Source organism: Streptomyces sp. NRRL WC-3618 (assembly GCF_001280005.1).
Classification (GTDB): Bacteria; Actinomycetota; Actinomycetes; order Streptomycetales; family Streptomycetaceae; genus Streptomyces.
In genome coordinates, this window is the sequence record NZ_LGDW01000348.1 from 1 (window position 1) to 23,375 (window position 23,375).

The 23,375-nt window shown below is 71.8% G+C and carries 22 protein-coding genes; 12 read left to right on the forward strand and 10 right to left on the reverse strand.

Annotated features, from left to right (window positions below):
• The coding region (locus tag ADL01_RS25340; protein ID WP_159049629.1) for a HAMP domain-containing protein at positions 1–777 on the reverse strand (777 nt) is incomplete at its 3' end.
• 373 nt (positions 778–1,150) lie between these two features.
• On the opposite strand from ADL01_RS25340, the gene ADL01_RS25345 reads away from it, so the two are divergent.
• Positions 1,151–3,109 carry a glycoside hydrolase family 5 protein gene (locus ADL01_RS25345; protein WP_053744323.1) on the forward strand — a complete coding sequence of 653 codons (1,959 nt, stop codon included), beginning with the start codon at positions 1,151–1,153 and terminating at the stop codon, positions 3,107–3,109.
• 139 nt (positions 3,110–3,248) lie between these two features.
• Here ADL01_RS25345 and ADL01_RS25350 read toward each other — a convergent pair whose 3' ends face one another.
• Positions 3,249–4,466 (reverse strand): acyl-CoA dehydrogenase family protein, encoded by a 1,218-nt coding sequence (locus ADL01_RS25350; protein WP_053744324.1) that lies wholly within the window; start codon positions 4,464–4,466, stop codon positions 3,249–3,251.
• 153 nt (positions 4,467–4,619) lie between these two features.
• Here ADL01_RS25350 and ADL01_RS25355 point away from each other — a divergent pair, with 153 nt between their 5' ends.
• The 6 genes from ADL01_RS25355 (at position 4,620) to ADL01_RS25380 (ending at position 11,450) form a co-directional block, all read left to right on the forward strand.
• Positions 4,620–5,408: an enoyl-CoA hydratase/isomerase family protein gene (locus ADL01_RS25355; RefSeq protein WP_053744325.1), complete on the forward strand. Its 789-nt coding sequence runs from the start codon at positions 4,620–4,622 to the stop codon at positions 5,406–5,408.
• 71 nt (positions 5,409–5,479) lie between these two features.
• Entirely contained in the window at positions 5,480–6,112 is a 633-nt protein-coding gene (locus tag ADL01_RS25360) for a hypothetical protein (RefSeq protein ID WP_234354785.1), read from the forward strand.
• Positions 6,109–8,706, forward strand: coding sequence for a putative PEP-binding protein (locus tag ADL01_RS25365; protein WP_053744327.1), 2,598 nt, complete (start codon positions 6,109–6,111; stop codon positions 8,704–8,706). Before ADL01_RS25360 ends, ADL01_RS25365 begins: the two co-directional genes overlap by 4 nt.
• The gene (locus ADL01_RS25370) at positions 8,703–9,821 is read left to right on the forward strand and encodes an acyl-CoA dehydrogenase family protein (protein WP_053744328.1); all 1,119 of its coding nucleotides are present in this window, start codon (positions 8,703–8,705) and stop codon (positions 9,819–9,821) included. Before ADL01_RS25365 ends, ADL01_RS25370 begins: the two co-directional genes overlap by 4 nt.
• Before the next feature lie 25 nt (positions 9,822–9,846).
• Positions 9,847–10,299 carry a Zn-ribbon domain-containing OB-fold protein gene (locus ADL01_RS25375; protein WP_053744329.1) on the forward strand — a complete coding sequence of 151 codons (453 nt, stop codon included), beginning with the start codon at positions 9,847–9,849 and terminating at the stop codon, positions 10,297–10,299.
• Entirely contained in the window at positions 10,296–11,450 is a 1,155-nt protein-coding gene (locus ADL01_RS25380; protein WP_053744330.1) for a thiolase family protein, read from the forward strand. The genes ADL01_RS25375 and ADL01_RS25380 overlap by 4 nt, the downstream gene beginning before the upstream one ends.
• Positions 11,451–11,780: 330 nt before the next feature.
• On the opposite strand, the gene ADL01_RS25385 is transcribed toward ADL01_RS25380, so the two are convergent.
• Complete coding sequence (locus ADL01_RS25385; protein WP_053744331.1) at positions 11,781–12,467, reverse strand: TetR/AcrR family transcriptional regulator; 687 nt, start codon at positions 12,465–12,467, stop codon at positions 11,781–11,783.
• A gap of 140 nt (positions 12,468–12,607) precedes the next feature.
• Here ADL01_RS25385 and ADL01_RS25390 point away from each other — a divergent pair, with 140 nt between their 5' ends.
• Positions 12,608–13,228, forward strand: coding sequence for a TetR/AcrR family transcriptional regulator (locus ADL01_RS25390; RefSeq protein ID WP_053744332.1), 621 nt, complete (start codon positions 12,608–12,610; stop codon positions 13,226–13,228).
• Between the two features lie 26 nt (positions 13,229–13,254).
• On the opposite strand, the gene ADL01_RS25395 is transcribed toward ADL01_RS25390, so the two are convergent.
• The 5 genes from ADL01_RS25395 to ADL01_RS46595 all read right to left on the reverse strand — a co-directional run bounded on the left by ADL01_RS25395 (position 13,255) and on the right by ADL01_RS46595 (position 17,586).
• Entirely contained in the window at positions 13,255–14,934 is a 1,680-nt protein-coding gene (locus ADL01_RS25395) for a 2-oxo acid dehydrogenase subunit E2 (protein ID WP_063783585.1), read from the reverse strand.
• Entirely contained in the window at positions 14,931–15,956 is a 1,026-nt protein-coding gene (locus ADL01_RS25400; RefSeq protein ID WP_053744333.1) for an alpha-ketoacid dehydrogenase subunit beta, read from the reverse strand. Before ADL01_RS25400 ends, ADL01_RS25395 begins: the two co-directional genes overlap by 4 nt.
• A gap of 14 nt (positions 15,957–15,970) precedes the next feature.
• Positions 15,971–17,035 (reverse strand): thiamine pyrophosphate-dependent dehydrogenase E1 component subunit alpha, encoded by a 1,065-nt coding sequence (locus ADL01_RS25405; protein WP_234354786.1) that lies wholly within the window; start codon positions 17,033–17,035, stop codon positions 15,971–15,973.
• 96 nt (positions 17,036–17,131) lie between these two features.
• On the reverse strand, positions 17,132–17,338 hold the full coding sequence (locus tag ADL01_RS46590; protein WP_234354787.1) for a hypothetical protein: 207 nt from the start codon (positions 17,336–17,338) through the stop codon (positions 17,132–17,134).
• A 56-nt stretch (positions 17,339–17,394) separates the two neighbouring features.
• The gene (locus tag ADL01_RS46595) at positions 17,395–17,586 is read right to left on the reverse strand and encodes a hypothetical protein (RefSeq protein WP_234354788.1); all 192 of its coding nucleotides are present in this window, start codon (positions 17,584–17,586) and stop codon (positions 17,395–17,397) included.
• Positions 17,587–17,740: 154 nt separating this feature from the next.
• Here ADL01_RS46595 and ADL01_RS25415 point away from each other — a divergent pair, with 154 nt between their 5' ends.
• The 4 genes from ADL01_RS25415 to ADL01_RS25430 all read left to right on the forward strand — a co-directional run bounded on the left by ADL01_RS25415 (position 17,741) and on the right by ADL01_RS25430 (position 22,062).
• Entirely contained in the window at positions 17,741–19,057 is a 1,317-nt protein-coding gene (locus ADL01_RS25415) for an aromatic ring-hydroxylating oxygenase subunit alpha (RefSeq protein WP_053744334.1), read from the forward strand.
• Positions 19,058–19,086: 29 nt separating this feature from the next.
• Positions 19,087–19,878, forward strand: a complete 792-nt coding sequence (locus ADL01_RS25420) for an SDR family NAD(P)-dependent oxidoreductase (protein WP_053744335.1) — start codon at positions 19,087–19,089, stop codon at positions 19,876–19,878.
• A gap of 52 nt (positions 19,879–19,930) precedes the next feature.
• Positions 19,931–21,667, forward strand: a complete 1,737-nt coding sequence (locus ADL01_RS25425; RefSeq protein ID WP_053744336.1) for a PEP-utilizing enzyme — start codon at positions 19,931–19,933, stop codon at positions 21,665–21,667.
• Positions 21,668–21,747: 80 nt separating this feature from the next.
• Positions 21,748–22,062: a putative quinol monooxygenase gene (locus ADL01_RS25430; RefSeq protein WP_053744431.1), complete on the forward strand. Its 315-nt coding sequence runs from the start codon at positions 21,748–21,750 to the stop codon at positions 22,060–22,062.
• A gap of 63 nt (positions 22,063–22,125) precedes the next feature.
• Here ADL01_RS25430 and ADL01_RS25435 read toward each other — a convergent pair whose 3' ends face one another.
• Positions 22,126–23,163, reverse strand: a complete 1,038-nt coding sequence (locus ADL01_RS25435; protein ID WP_107090992.1) for an NADP-dependent oxidoreductase — start codon at positions 23,161–23,163, stop codon at positions 22,126–22,128.
• Positions 23,160–23,375, reverse strand: coding sequence for a hypothetical protein (locus ADL01_RS25440; RefSeq protein ID WP_053744337.1), 216 nt, complete (start codon positions 23,373–23,375; stop codon positions 23,160–23,162). Before ADL01_RS25440 ends, ADL01_RS25435 begins: the two co-directional genes overlap by 4 nt.

A 23,375-nucleotide genomic window follows, 5' to 3' on the forward strand; every position in this document is an offset into this window, starting at 1 on the left:
GGTGCCGACCTCGCGGGCGACCCGGGTGACCTCGTCGGCGAAGCCGGACAACTGATCCACCATCGTGTTGATGGTGTTCTTCAGCTCCAGAATCTCCCCCCGGGCATCCACAGTGATCTTCTGGGAGAGGTCGCCCTGAGCCACCGCCGTGGTCACCTGAGCGACGTTGCGGACCTGGGAAGTGAGGTTGCCCGCCATGAAGTTGACCGAGTCGGTCAGATCGCGCCAGACACCGCCGACGCCGGGCACCTGGGCCTGTCCGCCGAGCCGCCCCTCACTCCCGACCTCGCGGGCCACCCGGGTGACCTCGGCGGCGAACGACGACAGCTGGTCGACCATCGTGTTGACGGTCTCCTTCAGCTGCAGGATCTCGCCCCGCGCGGGGACGTCGATCTTCTGCGACAGGTCGCCCTTGGCGACGGCGGTCGCCACCTGCGCGATGTCGCGCACCTGAGTGGTCAGGTTGCCCGCCATCGCGTTGACCGAATCGGTCAGGTCGGCCCAGGTGCCCGAGACCCCCGGCACCTCCGCCTGCCCGCCGAGCGTGCCCTCGGTACCCACCTCGCGCGCCACCCGGGTGACTTCGGAGGTGAACACGGACAACTGGTCCACCATGCCGTTGAAGACCGTCGCGATGTCGCCGAGCAGACCCTCACCGTCGGACGGCAGCCGGGTGCCGAAGTCGCCGTCCCGTACAGCGGTCAGTCCGGCCAGGAGTTGCCGCAGCTCCTGGTCGCCCGGGGCCCGGTCGACGGCCTCGGTCGTCCTGCTGTTCATGCGCACCCTCGTTCCGCTCCCCAAGAGCCCTCACCCCGAGGACTCGGAACCCGCGCCAGGCCCGTGAAAGGCCTTCACACCGACCGCGTTTCCGCAGTTCACGGATCGGCCGGATGAGAAAATCCGGTGAAGATTAACGCAGTTGCCGTCGGACAGCCAAAGCCTGACGCGAAGCTTTCGGCCGCCACGAAAAGACCCGCACCAGGGGGATTAGACGGGCTGACGCGGGGCACTCAACAAGGTTTCACTCCACCTCCAGGGGCGCCTCCCGGGCCGCGTCGCGGGCCGCCCTCGGCAGCCATGCAGGCCTGGACCAATGCCGAACGATCCCTCATGATGACGTATGCATGACAATGCGAATGCGCGTCTCAGGATGGTGACCGTGCGCGGAGTCCTCGTCAGGTCCAGGGCCGCACTGGCCGCCGTACTCCTCGTCGTGGCCCTGTCGCCCGTCGCGGAGGCGGCAGCCGGAGGACAGGCCACCCCCGAAGCCGCCGCCGAGGCCGGTGCCCCATCCGGGATCGCCGCGACCGAGGCGGACTGGAAGCCGCCGCTCAGCACGCGGGGACGGTGGATCGTCGACGCGGACGGCGACCGCTTCAAGCTGCGGTCCGGCAACTGGCACGGCGCCAGCGGCACCTGGAACGGCTCGGGAAGCCCGGACACGGACGCCGACCACCACGCCGGGGAGAACTCCGGCAGGATCCCGCTCGGCCTCGACCGAGCCCCCATGGCCGAGATCATCGCCGGTTTCCAGGAGCTCGGGATCAACAGCGTCCGGCTGCCCTTCTCCAACGAGATGATCCACGACAGTCGCCCCGTCACGGACGAGTCCGTCGCCGCCAACCCGTCCCTGCGTGGCCAAAAACCGCTCCAGGTGTACGACGCCGTGGTGCGGGAACTCACCGCCGTCGGGCTCGCGGTGATCCTGAACAACCACACCGGCACCACCCGCTGGTGCTGCGCGGTCGACGGCAACGAACGCTGGAACACGAGCCGGTCCACCGCGGCCTGGGAGAACGACTGGCTCTTCATGGCCCGCCGCTACCGGGACAACCAGCGCGTCGTCGGCGCCGACCTCTACAACGAGGTGCGCCGCAACGTCCTCGACGACCCCAACTGGGGTCTGGGCGACGACCACGACTGGTTCGCCGCCTCGCAGCACTTGGGTGACCGCATCCTGACGGAGGCCGACCCCGATCTCCTGATCATCGTCGAGGGCATCAACTGGACCGGCGTCCCCGTCGACGGTCTCACCCATGAACGCCCCACCCTGGAGCCCGTACGCCGTCTGTCGCACACCCTCGTCGACTCCGGCAAGCTCGTGTACTCCGCCCACTTCTACGACTACACAGGCCCGCACCACAGCGGTGCCACCGGAACCGGTGAGACCTCCGACGCCCGCTACCGTGATTTCAGCCCCGCCGAACTGATCGACGTACTGAACCGGCAGGCCTTCTTCGTCACCGCCGAGCAGGACCGGCACTTCACCGCTCCCCTGTGGATCAGCGAGTTCGGGATCGGAGGCCGCGACGAGACGGGCGTGAAGCAGCGCGCCTGGTTCGAGAACTTCGTCAGCCAACTGATCCGTACCGACGCCGACTTCGCGTACTGGCCGCTCGTGGGATGGCACGAGAACCGCAGAGGCAACGGCTGGGCCCTGCTCCACTGGGACTCGTCGGGTCACCGCATGGGCCTCTACGACGGCGACGACTGGCGGGCCGCCGCCTGGACCCGGCTCATCGGGGCGCCCGGCCGCACCGGTCGGATCGCGCCCGTGACCGACTGGTCGATGCTCAGCCCGGACCACGGCGACTTCGTCGCCTCGCGGCGCATGCGCGCGCTCCCCGACTGGGACTCCGGTGCCCGCAAGGCCGCGTGTCCCGACGGGCAGCGCCTGGTCGGCCTCAGCCACACGGGCAACCGGGGCCTGTGCTCCGACGTGACCACCGGCCCGCTGCGGGACCCGGCCGGCGGGCACGAGGTGGTGACGGACGAGCGCCACGTCGGGCCGGGCGGCGACTGGGCGTCCGGATACACCAAACTCCAGTGTCCCGACGGTTACTTCCTCACCGGTTACAGCGTCCGTGGCGCCGCCGTCTCGGCCGCCCTGTGCGCGGCCGCTCCGGCGGGCAGGCTCGGCACGGGCGGCCGTACGGTCTGGTTCGACCGGGGTGACAACAGGGGCGCGGCCCCCAGCGGCGGCGACTTCGCGGACGGCCGCCACAAGGGCCAGTGCGCGGACGACGAGTACGCGGCCGGGATCGCGTACACCGGCCGAGTGGGCTCGGCACGGACTCCGGACGCGCTGTACTGCCGGAAACCGAGCTGACGGACAGGCATCCCCAGGGCTTTCCCGTCGTGGTGGGCGCGCCCGGCCGTTCTCGGTGCGGCTCGCCTCAAGGTGTGTGTCCTGTCGGTCAGTTGTCGGTGCGCGCCGGGGCGGAGCGGTTCCCGCTTCGACCGCGTCATCAGCTGTCGACGGCGCCCGTCCGGGGCTGTCGGTAGGGCCGTACCGCGCGGCGCGCGATGGCGAAACGGTGGGTCTCCGACGGGCCGTCGTAGATCCGGAAGGGCCGGACCTCCCGGTACAGGCGGGCCAGCGGGGCGTCGGCGGTCGAGATACCGAGGGCTCCGCAGATCTGCACGGCCCGGTCGACCACCCGGTTCACCGCCTCCGCCACGAAGGTCTTGGACACGGAGGTGAGCTGTGAGGCGGCGGCGGAGCCGGTGTCCAACTCCCAGGCGGTACGCAGGATCAGGGCGCGGCTCGCCTCGATGTCGATCTCGGAGTCGGCCAGCATCTGCTGGACCATGCCGAGGTCACCCAGCGCCGAGCCGAACGCCATCCGGCTCCCCGCCCGCTCAAGCGCCACGTCCTGGGCTCGGCGCGCCGCGCCCAGCCAGCGCATGCAGTGGGTCATCCGGGCGGGACCGAGCCGGATCTGGGCGCCCTCGAAACCGTGGTCCACCACGCCGAGCAGCTGCTCCTCCCCCACCACGCACTCCTCGAAGACGATCTCGCTGTGCCCGGCGAAGAGCGACTCGTCGAGGGTCTCGATGTTGCGGACGATGCGCATACCGGGATTGCCGGCGTCGACCAGGAACATGGTGGCGCCGCCCGGGTCGCCGGGGCTGCCGGAGGTGCGGGCCATGACGATGGCGAAGCCGGCTCCGTCGGCGCCGGTGATGAACCACTTGTGGCCGTCGATACGCCAGCCTCCGGGCACCCGTGTCGCGGTGGTGCGCAGGGAGCGGGGGTCGGCGCCCGCTCCCGGTGCCGGTTCGGTCATGGCGAAGCAGGAACGGGTGTCGCCCGCGGCCAGCGGACGCAGGTACTTCTGTTGCTGTTCCTCGGTGGCCAACTTCTCCAGCAGGTGCATGTTGCCCTCGTCCGGGGCCGCGCAGTTCAGCGCCAGCGGTCCGAGCAGCGAGTAGCCCGCCGCTTCGAACACCACCGCCTGTCCGCGCAGGTCCAGCCCGTGTCCGCCCCACCGCGTCGGTACGTGCGGAGCGAACACGCCCGCCTCACGGGCGGCTTTCTGCAGGGTCCGGCGAAGGTCCTCGGGTGCGTCGTGCACGGACCCGCCGCACTCACGCTCGGCCGGTATGACCACCTCGCGCACGAACTCGGCCGTCGACGCGGCGAGTTGGGCGACAGTCGGATCGACATCGAACTGGATGGGCACGGGGCCTCCCGCCGACGGGCGTACGGGCATCGGCTCCCGTCGCGTTCTAGAAACTGTATAGCGTCTTTAGTATCTTGCCGGGAAGCACCTGGAACGGAAAGCGCCCGGCGCGGGGAGTCACCCGACGGCGGGAAGACGACGGGAAAAGCACCCATGAGCCTCCCCCTGAGCACCGACCCGGTCCGGATCGTCCGCCACCCCGACGGAGTCGTCGAGCTGAGGCTGGACGACCCTGGGCGGGGCAACGCCCTGGACCTGACCACGGCCGAGGCACTGCGGGACAGAGCCTTCGAGGTGGCCGCGGACCCGGGCGGAGCGGTGCTGCTGCGGGCACCGGGTGGCAGCTTCTGCGTGGGCGGTGACCTGCGCTCATTCACCGGCCGTGGCGCGCAGACCGGCGCCTATGTGCACGCCGTGGCGAGCGCCGCGCACACCGCGATACAGGCCCTGTACGAGCTGCCGGTCCCGCTGGTGACCGCGGTGAGCGGCGCCGCCGCCGGCGGCGGGATCGGGCTCGCACTCGTGGGTGACATCGTTCTGGCGGCGCGCTCGGCGCGCTTCCGGCTGGCGTACACGGCGATCGGGCTCACGCCGGACTGCGGGGCCTCGTGGTTCCTGCCGCGCCTGGTGGGCCCCCGTCGGGCGGCCGATCTGATCCTGACCAACCGGGTCCTGACCGGGGACGATGCCGAACGATGGGGCTTGGTCTCCCGGTGTGTGGACGACGGGGAACTGGATGAAACGGCACACCGTACGGCGACCGGCCTGGCCGCCGGCGCCACTGACGCGCTGCGCGCCGCGAAGGGTCTGCTGCGCGCGGGCGCCGGTGACGATCTGCGCCGCCACCTCGCTGAGGAGGCCCGCTCGATCGCCGCCCTGGCGGACGGCCGGGAGGCCCAGGACCGCATGGCGTCGTTCCTCGCTCCGAAAAGTGTTTCTTGAGTCCCTCTTCACTAACATGCCCCTCCGGGCGTAACCTCCGGGCAACACAGGACCGAGCAAAAGGTGTGGCGATGCAATCTGCTGCCGTGGACCTTCCGGACACGTTCGACGAGCCCCTCACCGAAGCCGTCGTCGATCTCGTGCTGCGGGGTATGTGGCGCGGCCGGCCGGAGTCCGAGCACCGTCCACTGGTCGACGCCGGACTGGCGATGGTCAAGGGGCCCGTGGTGCTGCCGACCGAGCGGGCCAAGGCCGCCGCCGCGCAACTTCTGCGGGTTCCCGCAGGTGGTGAGCAGGAAGAGCGGATCACCGGGGCATACGAGGCGTTCCTGCCGGTCAACCGGAAGATCCGCGATGTGTGCACGGCATGGCAGTGCCGCCCCGACGGCACCGCCAACGACCACTCCGACGACGTCTACGACGCCGGAGTGCGCGAGTCGCTGGAAGACGTGCACGAGGCCATCCAGCCCGTCCTGCGCAGACTGGACCTGGTACTCGCGGGCAGCGGACGGTATCTGACGGCCCTGGAGGAAGCCCTCGACCGTTTCGACGACGGCGCGCCGGCCTGGCTGGCCTCGCCGCTGTGCGACTCATACCACACCGTCTGGATGCGGCTGCACCAGGAGCTGCTGCTCGTCCTGGGCATCAGCCGGGCCGAGGACGAGGCCCGCGAAGAGGAACTGGTCACCAGGAGCCGGGGTTGAGCGTCACCGACCGCGAGGCGGGCCCTCGCGCACACTCAGAGGCGGCCTCCGAGGCGGCCTTTGCGGCCCCCAGCCGGATCCTCGTGCCCTACGGGCAGGGACGGATCCGGGGCCTCGACGCCGAGGAGCTGGGCGCGCACGGCGCGGCGATGGACCGGCTGGTGGCCCTCGGACTGCCGGTCGTGCCGGGGCTCACCGTGCCCGCCGGCGCCGCCGCGTCGCTGTGCGGGACCGACACCGCCGAGGCCGCCGTACAACTGGTCGAACAACTCTCGGGGCGGCACATCGGCGACCCGGCCCGGCCGCTGCTGCTGCGGCTGTCGGCGAGCGCGCCCACCGAGATCGCCGGACTGCCGCCCGACCTGGCCTGCCTCGGCGTCACCCCCGCCGGTGCCGGCGACCTGTGCGCCGTCATCGGGCGCGCGGACGCGCTGTACGACGTGTGGGGCACCACCGTCCGCATGATCGCCGAGTACGCCCTCGACGTACCCGGGGCAGTGCTCGACGACGCCCTCCTGGACACGCCCGGACCGCGGGAACGGGTGGCGGCGCTGCTGTCCCTGGTGGCGGAGCACGGCTCCCGGCCCTTCCCCGACGACCCGGCGCAGCAGCTCGCGCTGGCCGCCCGCGCCCTCCTCGCCCGGTGGGACTCGCCGCGTGCGAGAAGGTCCCGCCGGTCCCAGCGGCTGCCCGCCGAACTGGCCGTCGCCCTGCATGTACAGGCCCTGCGCATCGGCCCGGCGGACCACTCGGGCCACGGCACGGCCGTCAGCCGCGATCCCGAGACCGGGCGCCTCGCTCCGCAGGGCGCCTTCTTCCGAGGGGTGCGCCGCAGCGCCCCGCCGCCGCACACCGGGGAACCCCTGGACCGGCTCGCGGGCGGCACCGCACTCCTTGAGCACTCCCTGCTCACCCTGGAGCGCCATCTACGCGCCCCGGTGTCGGTCGACTTCGAGGTGCGCGACGACGAGATCTCCCTGCTCGCCGCCTCGGCGCAGCTCCGGCCGCCACTGCGGGCCTCGGTGTGCCTGGCCGCGGACCTGGCCCGGGACGGGGCGATCGGCCACCACGAGGCCGTACGCCGGATCACGCCCGCGCAGGTACAGGAACTCCTGCACCCCCAACTGCGGTTGACCGGCGGTGAGGAGCTCCTGGTGAAGGGGCTGCCGGCGTCGCCGGGAGCCGCGACCGGCGCGGTCGTCCTGACCAGTGAACGTGCTCTCGAACTGGCCGCGGACGGTACACGGGTCGTGCTCGTGGCCGCCGAGACGACCCCGGCGGACGTCCCGGGGATGCTGGCGTCCGTGGCCGTACTGACCGGCAGCGGTGGCATCGCCTCGCATGCCGCCGTGGTGGCCCGGGGCGCCGGCAAGCCCGCGGTGTGCGGCGCCGAGGGACTGCGCGTGGACGTGGCCGCCGGGACGGTCCGCTTCGGGGAGCGGGTCGTCCGCGAGGGCGACCCCGTCTCGCTGGACGGCCGGACCGGCGCCGTGTACGCGGGGACGCTCAGCGTCAGTGTCGCCGGACCGCCGCCCGAGCTGTCCACCCTGCTGGAGTGGGCGGACGGCACCCGCCGGCTGGGCGTACGCGTCAACGCCGACACGGCCGCCGAGGTGGAAACGGCCCTCGCCCTGGGCGCGGAGGGTGTCGGTCTGTGCCGTACGGAACACCAGTTCCTCGGCGATCGGCTGCCGCTGATCCGCCGGATGCTGCTGGCCGCCGACCCGGCCGCCCGCGACGAGGCGCTGTCGGCGCTGGAGCGCGCCCAGCACGAGGACTTCCGCGCCCTGCTGACCGCCGTGGGCGACCGCCCGGTGACCGTGCGCCTGCTGGACGCGCCGCTGCACGAGTTCCTGCCCGCGCCCGGTCACGCCCTGGACGCGGCCGAGGAGCAGCGGGCCGCCGCGCTGCGCGAGGCGAACCCGATGCTCGGGCTGCGCGGGGTACGGCTGGCGCTGCTGCACGAGCGGCTCTACCCGGCGCAGGCCGAGGCGCTGTTCACCGCCTGGGCCGAGGTCGCCGCCACCGGCGTCCGGCCGGCGCTGGAAGTGATGATCCCGCTGGTCAGCCTGCCCGAGGAACTGGCCGCCGCGGCCGCGTACGTACGCGGTGCCGCGGACGCGGTCGCTGCCCGCACCGGGGTGGAGGTCCCCTACCGGCTCGGCACGATGATCGAGACGCCGCGGGCCGCGCTGCTGGCCGGCGAACTCGCCGAGCACGCCGAGTTCTTCTCCTTCGGCACCAACGACCTCACTCAGCTCACCTACGGGTTCTCCCGGGACGACGTCGAGCGGCAGGTACTCGCCAACTACCAGGAGCGCGGATTCCTGACCGCCAGCCCGTTCGCGCGGCTCGATCCGCACGGGGTGGGCGCGCTGATCGCCCTGGCGGTCGAGCGGGCGCGCCAGGCGCGGCCCGGTATCAAGCTGGGCGTGTGCGGTGAGCACGGCGGGGACCCCGAGTCGATCGCGTTCTGCGACGACCTCGGCCTCGACTACGTCTCCTGTTCCGCGCACCGCGTGCCGGTGGCCCGGATGGCGGCAGCGCACAGTGCCCTGCGGGAGCGGTACGACGACAGCGGGAGCGCACGATGACAAGCACCGTCACCGACGGCACGGCTCCGTCGGACACCGAACTGGACGACCTGCGCGAGACCGTCCGGTCGGTGTGCGCCGACGCCGGCGGCACCGCCGCGGTACGCCGGCTGTCCGAGGAGGCGCCCGGCATCGACGCCGGTCTGTGGGACGCCCTCGGCCGGCAGGTCGGTCTCGCGGGCCTGGGCCTGCCCGAGGCGGCGGGTGGAATCGGCGGTCTCGCCGAGATCGCCGTGGTCTGCGAGGAGTTGGGCAGGACGCTGGCACCGGTACCGCTGCTGTCCTCCACCGTGCTGGCCGGGCAGGTGCTGGCCGCCTGCGGTACGGCCGACAAGGCGCTGGCCAGGCTGGCCGAGGGCACCGTGCACGCCCTCGCGGTGACCGCGCCCGACGGGACGTGGCGGTCCGACGCCGTGCCGGTGACCGTCTCCTGGCAGGGCGGTGTCCCGTCGCTGGACGGCACCGCGCCGTTCGTCCTCGACGGCGCCGACGCCGAGGCGCTGGTGGTCGCCGCGGCCGGGACCGACGGCGTCGACCTCTTCCTGGCCGACCCGCGCGAGCCCGGCGTCACGGTGCGCCGGGTGCCCACCCTGGACCTCAGCCGGGGCCAGGCGGTGGTCACCTTCTCCGGCGCCCGGGTCCGGGCACTGACCGCCGGCGGCGAGGGGGCGGACATCGTCTCCCGCGCCCTGGACGTGGCCCTGGTGGCGCTGGCCGCCGAGCAACTCGGCGGCGCACAAGCCGCGTTGGACATGACGGTGGCCCATGTGCGCGACCGTACCCAGTTCGGCAGGGCGATCGGCGGCTTCCAGGCCGTCAAGCACGCCTGCGCCGACATGCTCCTCCAGGTAGAGGCCGCGCGGTCGGCCGTAGTACGTGCCGTCCGGACCGACGGCTCGCCTCCGGCGCTGGCCGAGGCGGCGGCGGTGGCACAGGCGTGGTGCGGCGAGGCGTTCGTCTCCGTCGCCGCCGAGTGCGTGCAGTTCCACGGCGGGATGGGCTTCACCTGGGAGCACGACGCACACCTCTACTTCCGGCGCGCCCAGTCCGACGCGGTGCTGCTGGGCGGCGCCGCACACCATCGGGAACGGCTGGCCGGCCTGTTGGGCTGGTGACACAGAAGGAAGGGAGGGACGGAACATGTCCACGAGGCTGGTCGACGAGTCCCTGTTCGAGATCCAGGAGTACGGCACCGCCAGAAGGCCCGACGACGGGGAGCCGCCGCGTCTCGAGGGCGCCCGCTGCTCCGGTTGCGCAACCGTCGTCTTCCCCCGGCAGGACTCGTGCCCTCGCTGTTCGGAGGGGACGATGTCCGCACAGGTACTGCCGGTGCGCGGGCGCGTGTGGTCGTGGACGCGCCAGGCGTTCCCGCCGAAACCGCCGTACCGGACGCCCGCGGACGGCCACCTGCCCTATCACGTGGGCTATGTGGATCTCGGTGAGGTGCTGGTCGAGGCGCTGCTGACGGTTCCCCGTACGGAGATCCGGATCGGTCTGCCGGTGCGGCTGACCACGGCGCCCGCCTACCGGGAAGACAACGGGACCGACGTGGTGACCTTCGCGTTCCGTGCGGAGCGGGAGGGGGAGCGATGAGCCGGCGCGACGACGTGTACGTGGTCGGCTGCGGCATGCGTCCCTTCGGCCGCGACGAGAGCGTCACCGGAATGGACATGGCCGAGGGCGCGATACGCGAGGCGCTGGCCGACGCCGGCTTGGCCTGGCAGGACATCGGTTTCGCGGCCGGCGGCTCCGACGTGTCCGGCAAGCCCGACACGCTGGTGGGCCGGCTGGGCCTGACCGGCGTTCCCTTCGTCAATGTGCAGAACGGCTGCGCGACCGGTGCCTCCACCGTCCTCGCGGTGGCGAACGCGCTGCGCGCGGGCGAGGCGTCCGTGGGACTGGCGGTGGGGTTCGACAAACACGAGCGGGGCGCGTTCCATGTGTCCGCGGCCCGCTACGGCCTGGGCGACTGGTACGCCGAGACCGGCATGATGCTCACGACGCAGTTCTTCGCGCTGAAGACCCAGCGGTACCTGTACGAGCACGGGATCTCGGAACGGGCACTGGCGATGGTCGCCGCGCGGGCCTTCCGCAACGGCTCGCACCACCCCCTGGCCTGGCGGCGCAAGCCGCTGACGGAGCAGGAGATCCTCGACTCCGCCGAGGTCAGTCCCCCGCTCACCCAGTACATGTTCTGTTCGCCCGGACAGGGCGCGGCGGCCTTGGTGCTGGCGCTCGGCGACCGTGCGTTCGACCTGTGCGAACGACCCGTCAAACTGGCGTCGTTGGCCTTCCGGACCCGCCGGTTCGGCTCGTTCGAGGTGTTCTCCCCCTGGCTGCCGCCCGGTCCGCACCACAGCCCGAGCATCGACGCCGCGGAGGCGGCCTTCCGCACGGCGGGGGTGCGACCCGCCGACGTCCAGGTCGCCCAGTTGCAGGACACCGACAGCGGCTCGGAGCTGATCCACCTGGCGGAGACCGGCCTGTGCGGCCACGGCGAGCAGGAGGAGCTGCTGGCCGCCGGCGCCACCGATCCCACGGGCCGGATACCGGTCAACACCGACGGCGGCTGCCTCGCCGGCGGGGAACCGGTCGGCGCCTCCGGGCTGCGCCAGTTCCACGAGGTCGTACGGCAGTTGCAGGGCCGGGCGCCGGGTGCGCAGGTTCCGGACGCTCCCCGGGTGGGCTTCACCCATGTGTACGGGGCGCCCGGGATCAGCGCGTGCTCGGTCCTGACGGTATGAGGGGCGGAGGCGAGCCGTGCGGCACGGTGACAGAACCGCGCTGGTGACGGGCGGGGCGAGCGGAATCGGCCTGGAGATCGGCCGGCAGCTCGCGGAGCGGGGTCTTCAGCCTGGTCGGGGCGCGCACGCACGGGGGCTGACCGGCGGGATCGACGTCCTGGTACGCGCCAGGCGCCGGCTCGACCCGCAGGGGCATGGGCGGCCCGGCCGCCCCGCGCGGGCCGGAGGAGGGTGCCGACACCCCGTTCTGGCCGGCGGCTCCGCCCGAGGCGACGGGAACCGGCGGGCGGACTGTTCGCCGACCGCGGGCCACTGCCCTGGTGAACCGCCTCAGGTCCGTGACGTGGCCGGCTTCTTCGGCTGCGTGGGCTGCGTCGTCGGCTCCTGCTCGGTGGCGACGATGCGCAGTGCCAGTTCCCTGACCGCCTCCAGCACGGACCGGGAGGGCAGTTGGGACAGCGGTCCGCCCTCCGCCCGCAGCGCGGTGACGAGCATCGTCGTACTGATCAGTGTGCGGACCGCGAGCGCCTGTGCCGCGTGCCTCGCCTTCGCCGCCCGGGGGCTGCGGGTGGTGCCCTCGGGCAGATAGTCGTAGCCGCGCTGGATGTGGCGCTGCTCGAACTCGTCCCGCAGCACCTTGACGCTGCCGTTGGCGGAGGCCACCTGGACCTGGTAGAGCCGGGCCTCGTCCGGGTTCTGTTCCACCCACTCCCACACGGCGTCGATGACGCGGACCAGGCCCTCCGCGTCACCCGGCTCGGACTCCGGCCTGGCCGCCTCCACGACCGCGTTGAGCTGGTCGAAGACCCGGCGCATGGCGAGTTCGAGCAGTTCCTCCTTGCCGTCGAAGTGGTAGTAGACGGCGGTGGGCACCACCTGGGCCTCGTCGGCGATGTCCTGGATGCTGGTCTCCGCGAAGCCGCTGCGGCCGAACACCCGCACGGCGGCGGTGATGATGTGCAGCCGCCGCGAGGGTCGGTGGGCGGGCTGCTTGCCGTTCTTCGTGGTGGCCATCATGCTCCCTGCCGGCTGGCGTGAACCCCGTGTCCGTGGGCCCTGCGTACTGATCAGTGTATCCAGTAACTCCGACCGTCCATCCGCGTAATTCCTGCTGCGTATGGCCTCCGGGGCACCGGGATCCCGGCATACTTGACAGTATGACGACATCCGGATCCGGAACCCGCGCCGCTCATCGCCCTTCGCGCAAGCAGTGGGTGATCGAGGCCGCCACGGAGCTGTTCGCCACGCAGCCGCCGGACGAGGTGACGGTGGCCGACATCGCCGCGCGTGCCGAGATGACGTCGGCGGCGGTCTACTACCACTTCTCCTCCAAGGACCAGGTCCTGGCGGAGGCCATGCGGGCGTTCGCCGCCGCGCTGCGCGAGCAGTTGCAGGCGATCACGGAGGCCCACGAGCCGGGCTCGGACATCGGAGCGTCCGTCACCGCGCTGCTGGCCTGGATGGGCGAGCACCGGTCGGCCGCCACCGTGTTCTTCGTGTCGTCGGCCGGGATGAGCCAGGACGCGGAGGCGCTGCGCCAGCAGAGCCGTACGGAGCTGCTGGAGGAGCTGGTGCGGTTGATCCGTAAAGCCCGGGGGGCGGCATCCGACGCCGAGGCGGCGGTGGTGGGCCTGGGGCTGCTGGCCCTGCTGGAGACCGCGGCGATCTCGCAGGTGCGGGGCGACGACGTCTACCGGTCGCTGGGGCACCGCTCCTTCGTCCGCGAGATCGGCGATCTCGCGGAGCGGATCGCGGCCCCGGCCACACAGGCCTCGTAGACCTCATAGACCTCATCGGTCGCGGTTCACACCAGCAGGCGGAGGGGTTTGCTCAGCAACTCACCGACCGTGCGCAGGTATTCGGCGGCGGGTGCACCGTCGACGGCACGGTGGTCGAAGGTGAGGCTCAGGGTGAGCACCCGTGTCCGCAGCGGTCGGTCGTCCACCCACTCGACGCCGTCCCTGAGCCTGCCCACCCCGAGGATCGCGACATTGCCGGGGTTGACCACCGGGGTGAAGAAGTCGACGCCGTATCCGCCGAGCGAGGTGACGGTGAAGGTGGCCCCTTCCAGTTGGGTGGGGGAGATCCGGCCCTCGCGCGCGGCCTGGGCCAGCGCCTTCGACCTGCGGGCGATCTCGGGCAGCGGCAGGGCAACCGCGTCCTCGATCACGGGGACCATGAGGCCGCCCGGAACGGCCACCGCGAATCCCAGGTGGACGTCCTCGAGCAGATGGACGCCGTCCTCGCGCACCGTCGCGTTGAGCAGTGGGTGCTCGCGCAGGGCCAGGGCGGCGGCCTTCAGCAGGAAGTCGTTGAAGCTCGGCACCGGCAGGTCGCTGTCGGCCCATTCCTCCTTGAGACGGTCCCGCAGCGAGACGACGGCGTCCAGCCGCACCTCGTAGCCGTGCGTCAGCTGGGCCATCTCCTGGAGGCTGGCGTGCATCCTGCGGGCGATGGTGCCGCGCATCCCGGTGAGCGGGATGACGTCGCCGGGCTGAGGAGCAGCCGCGGGACGACGGACAGGCGCCGGGGTGACGGCGTCGAGGTCGGAGCGGCGGATGCGGCCGCCGGGCCCGGTGCCGTTGATGCCGGAGAGGTCGATACCCCGTTCCTTCGCCAGCTTGCGGACCAGCGGCGAGGTGCCGGTACCTGTGCCGCCCGGCGGGACCGGCACTACGAGGTCGCCGGAGGCCACGTCGGGCAGGGCAGCGAGGAACTCCTCCACGTCCTCGGAGACGATCCGGCCACCTGGCCCCGTCCCGCGTACGGCGGTGAGGTCGACGTCGCCGGCCACGGCGACGCGCCGGGCGTTCGGGGAGGACAGCAGGCGGCCACCGTGGCCGTTGACGGAGGGCGCCGAGGAGGCAGCGCCGGTGCCGGGGCCCGCACCGACGCGGGTGAGGGCCGACGGGGCGCCCGTACCCGCAGCGCCGCCGAGGCCAGGCACGGCACCCGCACCCGCACCCGCACCCGCACCCGCACCCGCACCCGCACCGCCAACGTCGGCGGGCAGCGCGCCCAGACCCGCGAGGCCACCGTCCGGGCCGGGCACAGCGGCCCCGCCGCCACCACCGCCCAGGCCAGGTACGCCGGTCGCACCCGCGCCACCGGCGGGCCGCGCGCCCAGCTTCGGGTTCGGGTCCGCAGGATCGGCGTCCAGGGCGGATCCGGCGGCCGTTTCCGTGCCGGCCCCCGTTCCGGTCGGTGCCGGGGCGCCCGCAGCCCCCGGAAGGTGCTCGCCTTCGGCCAGCAGCCAGCCGATGAGTGCCCCGGCCGGCACGGTGGCTCCCGCCGGGACCACCGGGTGGAACAGTCCCCCGGCCTCCGCCTCGACGTCCACGTCGACCTTGTCGGTGGCCAGCCGCAGGAGTGCGTCGCCCTCGGCGACGGCCGCCCCGGTGGGCACCAGCCATTCGTCGATCGTGCCTTCCTGCATGGTCAGGCCGATCTTCGGCAGCAGAATCTCGACCGCCACGTCGGTCACGACCTTTCGAGGAGACGCCGGCAGCCCTGGGCGATACGGGCGCGATCGGGCACGTACGCCTTCTCCAGGACGGGAGAGAAGGGCACCGGGGAGAAGGGGGCGCCGATGCGCAGGACGGGCGCGTCGAGGTAGTCGAAGACGACGTCCTGGATCTGGGCGGCGATCTCCGCTCCCAGCCCGCCGAAGGTGACCGCCTCGTGCACCACGAGCACCCGGTTGGTGCGGCGGACGGAGGCGAACATCGTCTCGGTGTCCAGGGGTTGCACGGTGCGGGGGTCGATCACCTCGATCTCCACGCCCTCGGCGGCGAGTTCCTCCGCCGCCGCGAGGGCCTCCCCCACCATGCGGCCGAGGGCGATCACGGTGACATCGGAGCCGTGCCGGGCCGTGTGCGCCTGCCCGAGCGGGATGCCGTAGATCTCCTCGGGCACCTCGCTGGTGCTGCCGAGCAGGACCTTGTTGAGCATGACGACGACCGGGTTGTTGTCCCGGATGGCGGAGACGGTCAGGCCCTTGGCGGTGTACGCGTCGCTCGGCATCACCACCTTGAGGCCGGGCACATGGGCCAGCCAGGCCTCCAGGCTCTGGCTGTGCTGGGCCGCGGCGCCGAGGCCCGCGCCGGAGGCGGTGGTGATGGTGAGCGGCACGGACAACCCGCCGCCGAACATGTACTTCATCTTGGCCGCCTGGTTGACGATCTGGTCGAGGCAGACACCGATGAAGTCCATGAACATCAGGTCGACGACGGGTCGCAGACCCCGCGCGGCGGCTCCCACGCCGAGGCCGACCAGGGCGGCTTCGGAGATCGGGGTGTCGATCATGCGTCGGGGGCCGAACTCTTCGAGCAGGTTGTCGAACATGCGGAACACTCCGCCGTATCCGGCGACGTCCTCGCCGGCGACGAAGACGTTCTCGTCCTCGCGCATGGCCTGCGCGAGACCCTCGTTGAAGGCCTTGACGTAGCTGAGTCTGCGCGCGGCGGGCACGGCGGCGACAGCGGGTGCTTCGGTGGACGTGGTCATGGCAGTCATGGCGGTCATCCCGAATAGACGTTGAGCAGCAGGTCGGCGGGGTCGGGCAGCGGGCTCGCCTCCGCGTACGCGATGGCCTCGGCGATCTCGTCGCGCGTGCGCTGCCATACGTCGTCCAGCTCCGCACGGGTCGCGGTGCCATCGGCGACCGCCCGGGCCTCGATCAGGTCGATGGGGTCGCGGGTCTTCCACTCGGCGACCTCCTCGTCCGAACGGTAGGGATGCCGCAGGCCCTTGACGCCCTGGTGGTCGAAGAAGCGGTAGGTCTTGGCCTCGATCATCATCGGCCCCTCGCCGCGCCGGGCCCGTTCGACGGCTTCGGTGGCGGCGCGGTGGACGGCGACCGCGTCCATGCCGTCGACGATGACGCTGGGCATGCCGTAGGCGGCGGCCCGGTCGGCCACGTCGGTGATCAGCATGTGCGCGGACTGCGGGGTGAACTCGGCGTAGCCGTTGTTCTCGCAGACGAAGACCACGGGCAGGCCGAGGATCGCGGCCATGTTGGCGCCCTCGTGCCAGGCGCCGATGTTGGTGGCGCCGTCACCGAAGAAGGTCACGGCGACGCTGTCCTCACCCTTGTAGCGGGCGGCGAAGGCCGCGCCCACCGCGATCGGGACGCCGGCCCCGACGATGCCGTTGGCGCCGAGCATGCCGCGGGTGAGGTCGTTGATGTGCATGCTGCCGCCGCGCCCGAGGCAGGCGCCGGTGACCCGGCCGTACAGCTCGGAGTACATCTCACGGAAGCCGACTCCCTTGGCCACGGCGTGCCCGTGGCCGCGGTGCGTGGAGGTGATCTGGTCGTCGTCGCGCAGGGCCGTCATCACTCCGGCGGCCACGGCTTCCTGGCCGACATAGAGATGCAGGAAGCCGGGCAGTTTGCCCGCCTCCATGAGTTTGCCCGCCTCGGTCTCGAACAGCCGGATGCGCACCATGCGCTCGTGCAGGTCCTTGAGGACCCGCGGGCCGATCTGTGGGCTGACCTGCTGGGTGACCTGCTGGGTCACCTGTGGGGCGACATGTGCGGTGACCTGCGGGGTTTTCTTCGACGCCGTCGACGCTCGTTGAGCCATCGTCCGCCCCTTCGTCCGAGGGAGGTTGCCAAGCAATCGGACTTACTTGTGCCGGTCTACAGTAACCAGCACGGGGCACCTTACTGAACAGCGTCTCTAATTACTATGCCCCGGACCCGGGTCGCCGCCGCGCGCGTCCACCAGCTCCACGACGCCGCCCTCCGGATCCGACCAGAAGCCGATCCGCCGACCGCGCGCGAGGACGACGACAGGGTCCGACAGGGGCCGGGCACCCGCGGCCGACAGCGCCTCCACCACCGGGCCCAAGTCGTCCAGATGGAAGGGGAGATACGACAGCCCCATACGCCCGGCCGGCAAGGGCGTCCCGCATGCCGACACCGCACCCGACCGGGGAAGGATCAACTGACACACCCCCCGGAAGGCACCCGCAGCCAGACGACCGCGAGCTCGCCGCCGAGCACGGCAGGCCCGCCGATCGACTCGGGCACGCACGAGCGGCGCTCGACACGGCAGCCGATGACGTCACGGCAGAAGCGCTCCATCAGCGCCAGATCCCGCACCACCACACCCACCTCGAACGGCCGCGTCACGACCATCACACCCACCCCCACGTGACACCGAGCGGCGACTTCGACACTTTCTATTGACAGAGCACACTAAGTCCTGTTGTCGTTTCGGACACAACCCAGCTGTCGCGTTCAGAACCGGTCACCGGCTCGCGGCTGGGAGGATTGTGAGGACATCGTGGTCCAGACCAGTTCGCCGGAGATTCGGGAACCAGGCGCCGAGCGCAGGTCGCCGGTCTCGGCGCCCTCCGCCCCGTCCGCCCCCTCGACCCCCGAATACTCGTCGTGGATCAGCCAGGACCGATCCACTGACGCGGCATCGCGAACGATGCGGCGGGAGGCGGCGGAACTCGTCGAGCGGGTGACGGCGCACTACCGCGACAACACCACGCACCAGGCGGACGGCCAGTGGACGGAACCCGTGGCCAACTACCTCGACGCCGACCGCTGGCAGCGCGAGACGGACGCCGTCCACCGGAGCGTCCCGCTGCCGCTCGCCATGTCCTGCGAGCTGCCGGGGCCGAACACCTACAAGGCGATCGACGTGCTCGGCATCCCCGTGCTGATCACCCGTGACCGACAGGGCACCGTGCACGCGATGATCAACGCCTGCCGGCACCGGGGGGCCAAGCTCCTCGAACCCGGCTGCGGGGTGTCCAAGCGGCTCACCTGCCCGTACCACTCCTGGTCGTACGACCTGGCCGGCGAGCTGCGGGGCGTGTATGCCGAGAAGACCTTCGGTGAGGTTCCGCGCGAAGGCCGCAGTCTCGTCGGACTTCCCGCCGGGGAGCGGGCGGGCATCGTCTTCGTCTCCCTGGACCCGGCGGCCGAGCCCGACCTGGACGGCTGGCTGGGCGATCTGCTGCCACTGCTGGAGGGCATGCGGCTGGCCGACTGCCACCACTACTCCACCAGCTCGCTGACCAGTCCCAACTGGAAGGTCACCCTCGACGGATATCTGGAGACGTACCACTTCGCCTCGCTGCACCCGAAGACGGTGTTCGAGACGAACCTCTCCAACATGATGGCCCACGACACCTGGGGCCCTCATCAGCGCATCGCACCGGCCCTGCGCCCGATCGCGCAGGCGGTCGAGCTGCCGCCGGACCAGCGCGACCCCGGGGAGTGTGTCGGCCCCATCTACTGGCTCTTCCCGGGCCTCGCCATCGCCGGCGGCTGGCGCCAGAAGATCGCCGTGTCCCTGGTACTCCCCCGGACGGCGACCGAGTCGGTGACCCAGCAGATCATCCTGCTGCGGGAACCGGCGGTCACCGACGAGGAACGCCAGGTCGCCGACCGGTTCGGCGAGTGGTTCCACGAGGTGGTCCGCGACGAGGACTACGCGACCACCTACGGAGTCCAGCAGGGTCTGAAGGCCCTGGCCGGGACCGACTTCGTCTTCGGACGCAACGAGCCCGGACTCCAGCACCTCCACCGCACCATTCACCAGCACCTGGACGCAGCCGCCACAGCAGCCCCCAGAGCCGCACGGTGAACAACCAACAAGACTCGCGGGAGAACACCATGGTGGCTAAGGGCAGCCTCGACGGACGTGTCGCGGTGATCACGGGCAGTACGCGCAGCATCGGCCGCGCCATCGCCGAGGCATTCCTCGCCGACGGGGCCACGGTCGTCGTCAGCGGCCGTTCCGAAGTCAAGGGCAAGCAGGCCCTGGAGGAGATGGGCGCCGGGGACCGGGCCGTCTTCCACCCCTGCGACGCCAACAGCCAGGCGGACATCGAGGGCCTCGCCGACTTCGCCGCCGAGCGCTTCGGCAGGCTCGACATCTGGGTGAACAACGTGGGCGGCAGCTCCGGCTTCGCCCCCATCCACCAGCTCAGCGACGAGGCGTGGCACGACGCCCTCAACCTGAACATCAACGGCTACTTCTACGGCACCCGCCGGGCGCTGCCGAAGATGCTGGCGGGCGGCTGGGGCCGCATCATCAACATCTCGTCGGTGGAGGGCAAGCAGGCCAACAAGCCCGCGATCAGCCACTACATCACCAACAAGCACGCCATCCACGGCCTGACGAAGGCGACCGCCTTCGAGTACGGCACCCAGGGAATCACCTGCAACGCCATCTGCCCCGGCGCCGTCGACACCGACCTCATGCGGGCCGCGGGTCCCGCGGCGGCGGCGGCCGAGGGCATCTCGTACGAGGAGTGGCTGGGCCGGTTCGCCGAGCACGCCGCCACCAAGACGATCACCACCGTGGAGCAGGTCGCGGCGGTCGCCTCGCTGCTCGCGAGCGACGCCGGGGCGGGTATCACCGGCACGCTGATCAGCGTCGACGGCGGTACGGCGCAGTGGTAGGCCGGGGACGGTCAGGGGCGGGCACCGGTACGGACGGCGGGAGATGTCGGGTATGAAGAGCTGGATCACGGACTGGCAGCGCAGTGAGCGGCTGCCGCACTACACCCGGGCCAACGCGGGCGAAACCCTGCCGGAGCCCGCCAGCCCGCTGGGCTGGACTCTGGTCTGGGGGCGGGGCCTGCGGGGCTGGCGGCGCGGCTTCGTCGGATTCGGGATCTACCGCGACGAGGAGGTGGCCGGGCCCCGACCGCCGTTCGTCGGCATGTTCGGCGGCTACTTCTACCTGAATCTGTCCCACATGCGGCTGTTCGGTATCCGGATGGGCCAGACGTCGGACCAGATCGACGCGGCCTTCGTCGGTCAGCGCTCCGACACGCCCGTGCACGCGGCGCACCCGGACGACCAGGACCAGGAGCTCACCGCAAAGGCGGGCGCGACGCTGGGGCGGATGCTCGGCCAGGCCGGTTTCCCGGAGGCCGACGCCGACCGGGAACGGCTGCGCGCCCTGCGCCACTCCCGCCCCGACCTGACGGGGCTGTCCGACACCGAACTGGTGGCACACGCACGGTCGTTGCTGGACGAGGTGGAGACCACCTTCCAGCGGCACGTCGAGTCGTCGCTGCCCGCGTCCGTCGGACCGGCGATCCTCGGCCCGCTCTGTACGAGTGTGGACCGCCCCGGCGCCATGCTCGACCTGATCGGCGGTCTCGGCGACGTCGACTCCGCCTCCCCCTCGACCGGGCTGTGGACGCTGTCCCGCCAGGTGGCGGCCTCGGCGGAGCTGACCGCCCTGTTCGACCGGGGTACGGCCGCGGTGGAGCAGGCGCTCGACGCCGCGACCGGGGACGTGAAGGCGTTCCGGGACTCCTTCGAGGAGTTCCTGGCAGAGTCCGGCGACCGCGGTCCCAACGAGTGGGACATCCACGCGCTGTCCTGGGAGGCGGCGCCCGTCCAGGCGCTGGCCCTCGTCGACCGGATCCGGCGCAGCCCCGACGACGACTCCCCGGCCGCCCGCCGAACGCGGCTGACCGAGGGGCGTGAACGGACGGCCCGGGAGATCCGGGCCGCGCTGCCCGAGGAGACGCGGCCCATGTTCGACGCCGGCATGCATGCCTCCCAGGTGTGGATCCCGGCCCGCGAGCGCACCAAGGCGAACTGCGTCACCGTCGTCAACGAGATCCGGATGGCCGTACGGGAACTCGGTCGCCGGGGCGTCGAGGCAGGGCTGTTCGCCCGGCCCGAGGACGTGATGATGCTGCTGGAGACCGAACTGGACGACTATGTCGCCGCCCCGGAGTCCTTCGGCCCCGTCATCGCGCGGCGGCTGGAGGAGTACGCGGGCCTGCACGAGCTGGAGCCGCCGTTCTTCGTCGCCGACGACGCGGGGACCGAGATCGACACCTGGTCGCGCCGCGCCGAGGAGCGGACCCCGGCGGCCGTCGAGGGTGATGTGCTCGGGGGTGTGGGCGGCAGCCAGGGCACGTACACCGGCAGGGTGCGGGTGGTCACCGACCCGGCCTCGTGCGAGGCGCTGGAGCCCGGGGAGGTGCTGGTCGCCCCGATCACGGACGCGGCCTGGACCCCGCTGTTCCTGGTCGCCGGTGCGGCCGTCGTGGACGTGGGCGCGCTCAACAGCCACGCCGTGGTGGTCTGTCGTGAGCTGGGCATCCCGGCCGTGATCTCCGTCGAGAGCGGGACGCGACGGCTGCGGGACGGCATGGTGATCACGGTCGACGGCGAGCGGGGAACGGTCACCGTGGACAGCGTCCCGGCGTCGCTCGGCAGTTGAGGACCGCCGTGGGCCCGTCGCTGACTCCCCATCAGCGGCGGGCCCGCGGTCACGACCGCGAAAGGAATCGCGTGACGGGCATGGCTGAGGAAATCATCGTCGCCGGCTGGATGGACTACGAGCCCGGCGACCGCGACACGATGCTGGGGCATCTCGTCGAAGTGGGTCACCGGACCCGCGAGGAGGAGCCGGGTTGTCTCGACTACGCCATGACGGCGGACCCCGGCGACGAGCGGCGCATCCGGGTGTACGAGCGGTGGGTCTCGCAACAGGCCCTCGACGAGCACTTCGGCACCCCGCACATCAAGGAGTTCAGGGCCGCGTCGGCCGGACTGACCCGGGTGGGCGTCTCCTTGGAGGTCCACACGGTCGCCGGGTCCCGGCCCATGCGCTGACATCTGACACGGAAACGGCGCCGCCCCTCTCAAGGAGGGTCGGCGCCGTTTCCGTGTCAGATGTCAGTCACCCAACCGCACCAGCATCTTGCCGACGTTGCCCCCGCCGAGCAGGGACAGCAGTGCCCCCGCGGCGTTGTCCAGGCCTTCCACGACCGTTTCGCGTGCGGTGATCCGGCCCTCGGCGAGCCAGCCCGCGACCCGCTGCTCGAACTCCGGCCGCAGGTCGTCGTGGTCGCGGACGATGAACCCGCGCAGCGTCAGCCGCTTGAGGACCGCCTGGATCAACTGGTTGATGTCTGCGGACCGTCCGTCGCCGCCGAACTGCGACATCATGCCGCACAGGGCGACCCGGCCGCCGGTGCGCAACGCGTGCAGGGCGGCGCCCAGTTGCTCACCGCCGACGTTGTCGAAATACACGTCGACGCCGTCGGGTGCCAGCCGGGCCAGCGCCTCGCGCACCGGCTCGGCGCGGTAGTCGGCGGCGTCGTCGTAGCCGAACTCCTTCACCAGCAGGGCGCACTTGTCCGGCCCTCCGGCGGTCCCGACGACGCGGCCCGCGCCGAGCCGTCGCGCGAACTGGCCGGCGGCGGTGCCGACGGCGCCGGCCGCCGCCGACACGAGGACGGTGTCGCCGGGGCGCAGTTGCGCGATCCGGGTCAGGCCCACGTACGCGGTGAACCCGGTCTGGCCGAGCAGGCCCAGCCACGTGGGCAGTGGGGCGAGTTCGGGGTCGATGCGGCCCGCGCCGTCGGTGTCGGCGGCGTCCACCACGGCCCGCTCCCGCCAGCCGAGTTGATGACGTACGTACGTGCCCGGCGGCACCGCCTCGCAGCGGCTCTCCTCCACGACGCCGAGAGCGCGGCCGTCCAGCGGCGAGCCCGGGGTGAAGTTGTGCGTGTAGTGCTTCTCGGTGCTCTCCAGGCGCCCGCGCATGGACGGGTCGACGCTCATGTACAGGTTGCGCACGAGGAGTTGCCCCTCTTCCAGGGGCGGCAGCGGGCGTTTTTCGACGGCGAAGTCACCGGGGAGCGGCTCGCCGTCGGGCCGGCGCACCAGACAGACCACCGGGGTCGTACGAGGCGGCGTCACGGGGTTCACTGCTCCGGCTGTGGGGGCGTACGCCGCTGGGCGAGGCGGCCGACCCAGCCGGCCATCTGGAGGTCGGCGTGGCGCAGGTCGCCCGACTGCCACCGGGCCTGGAAGTCGAAGACGCCCCGCGCCCCGGTCCTGGGATCGGTCACCTCGACCAGTCCGTCCTCGGTGAGCCGGTACACATGCCCGGTCAGTGGGTGGGTCACTTGCTTGGACAT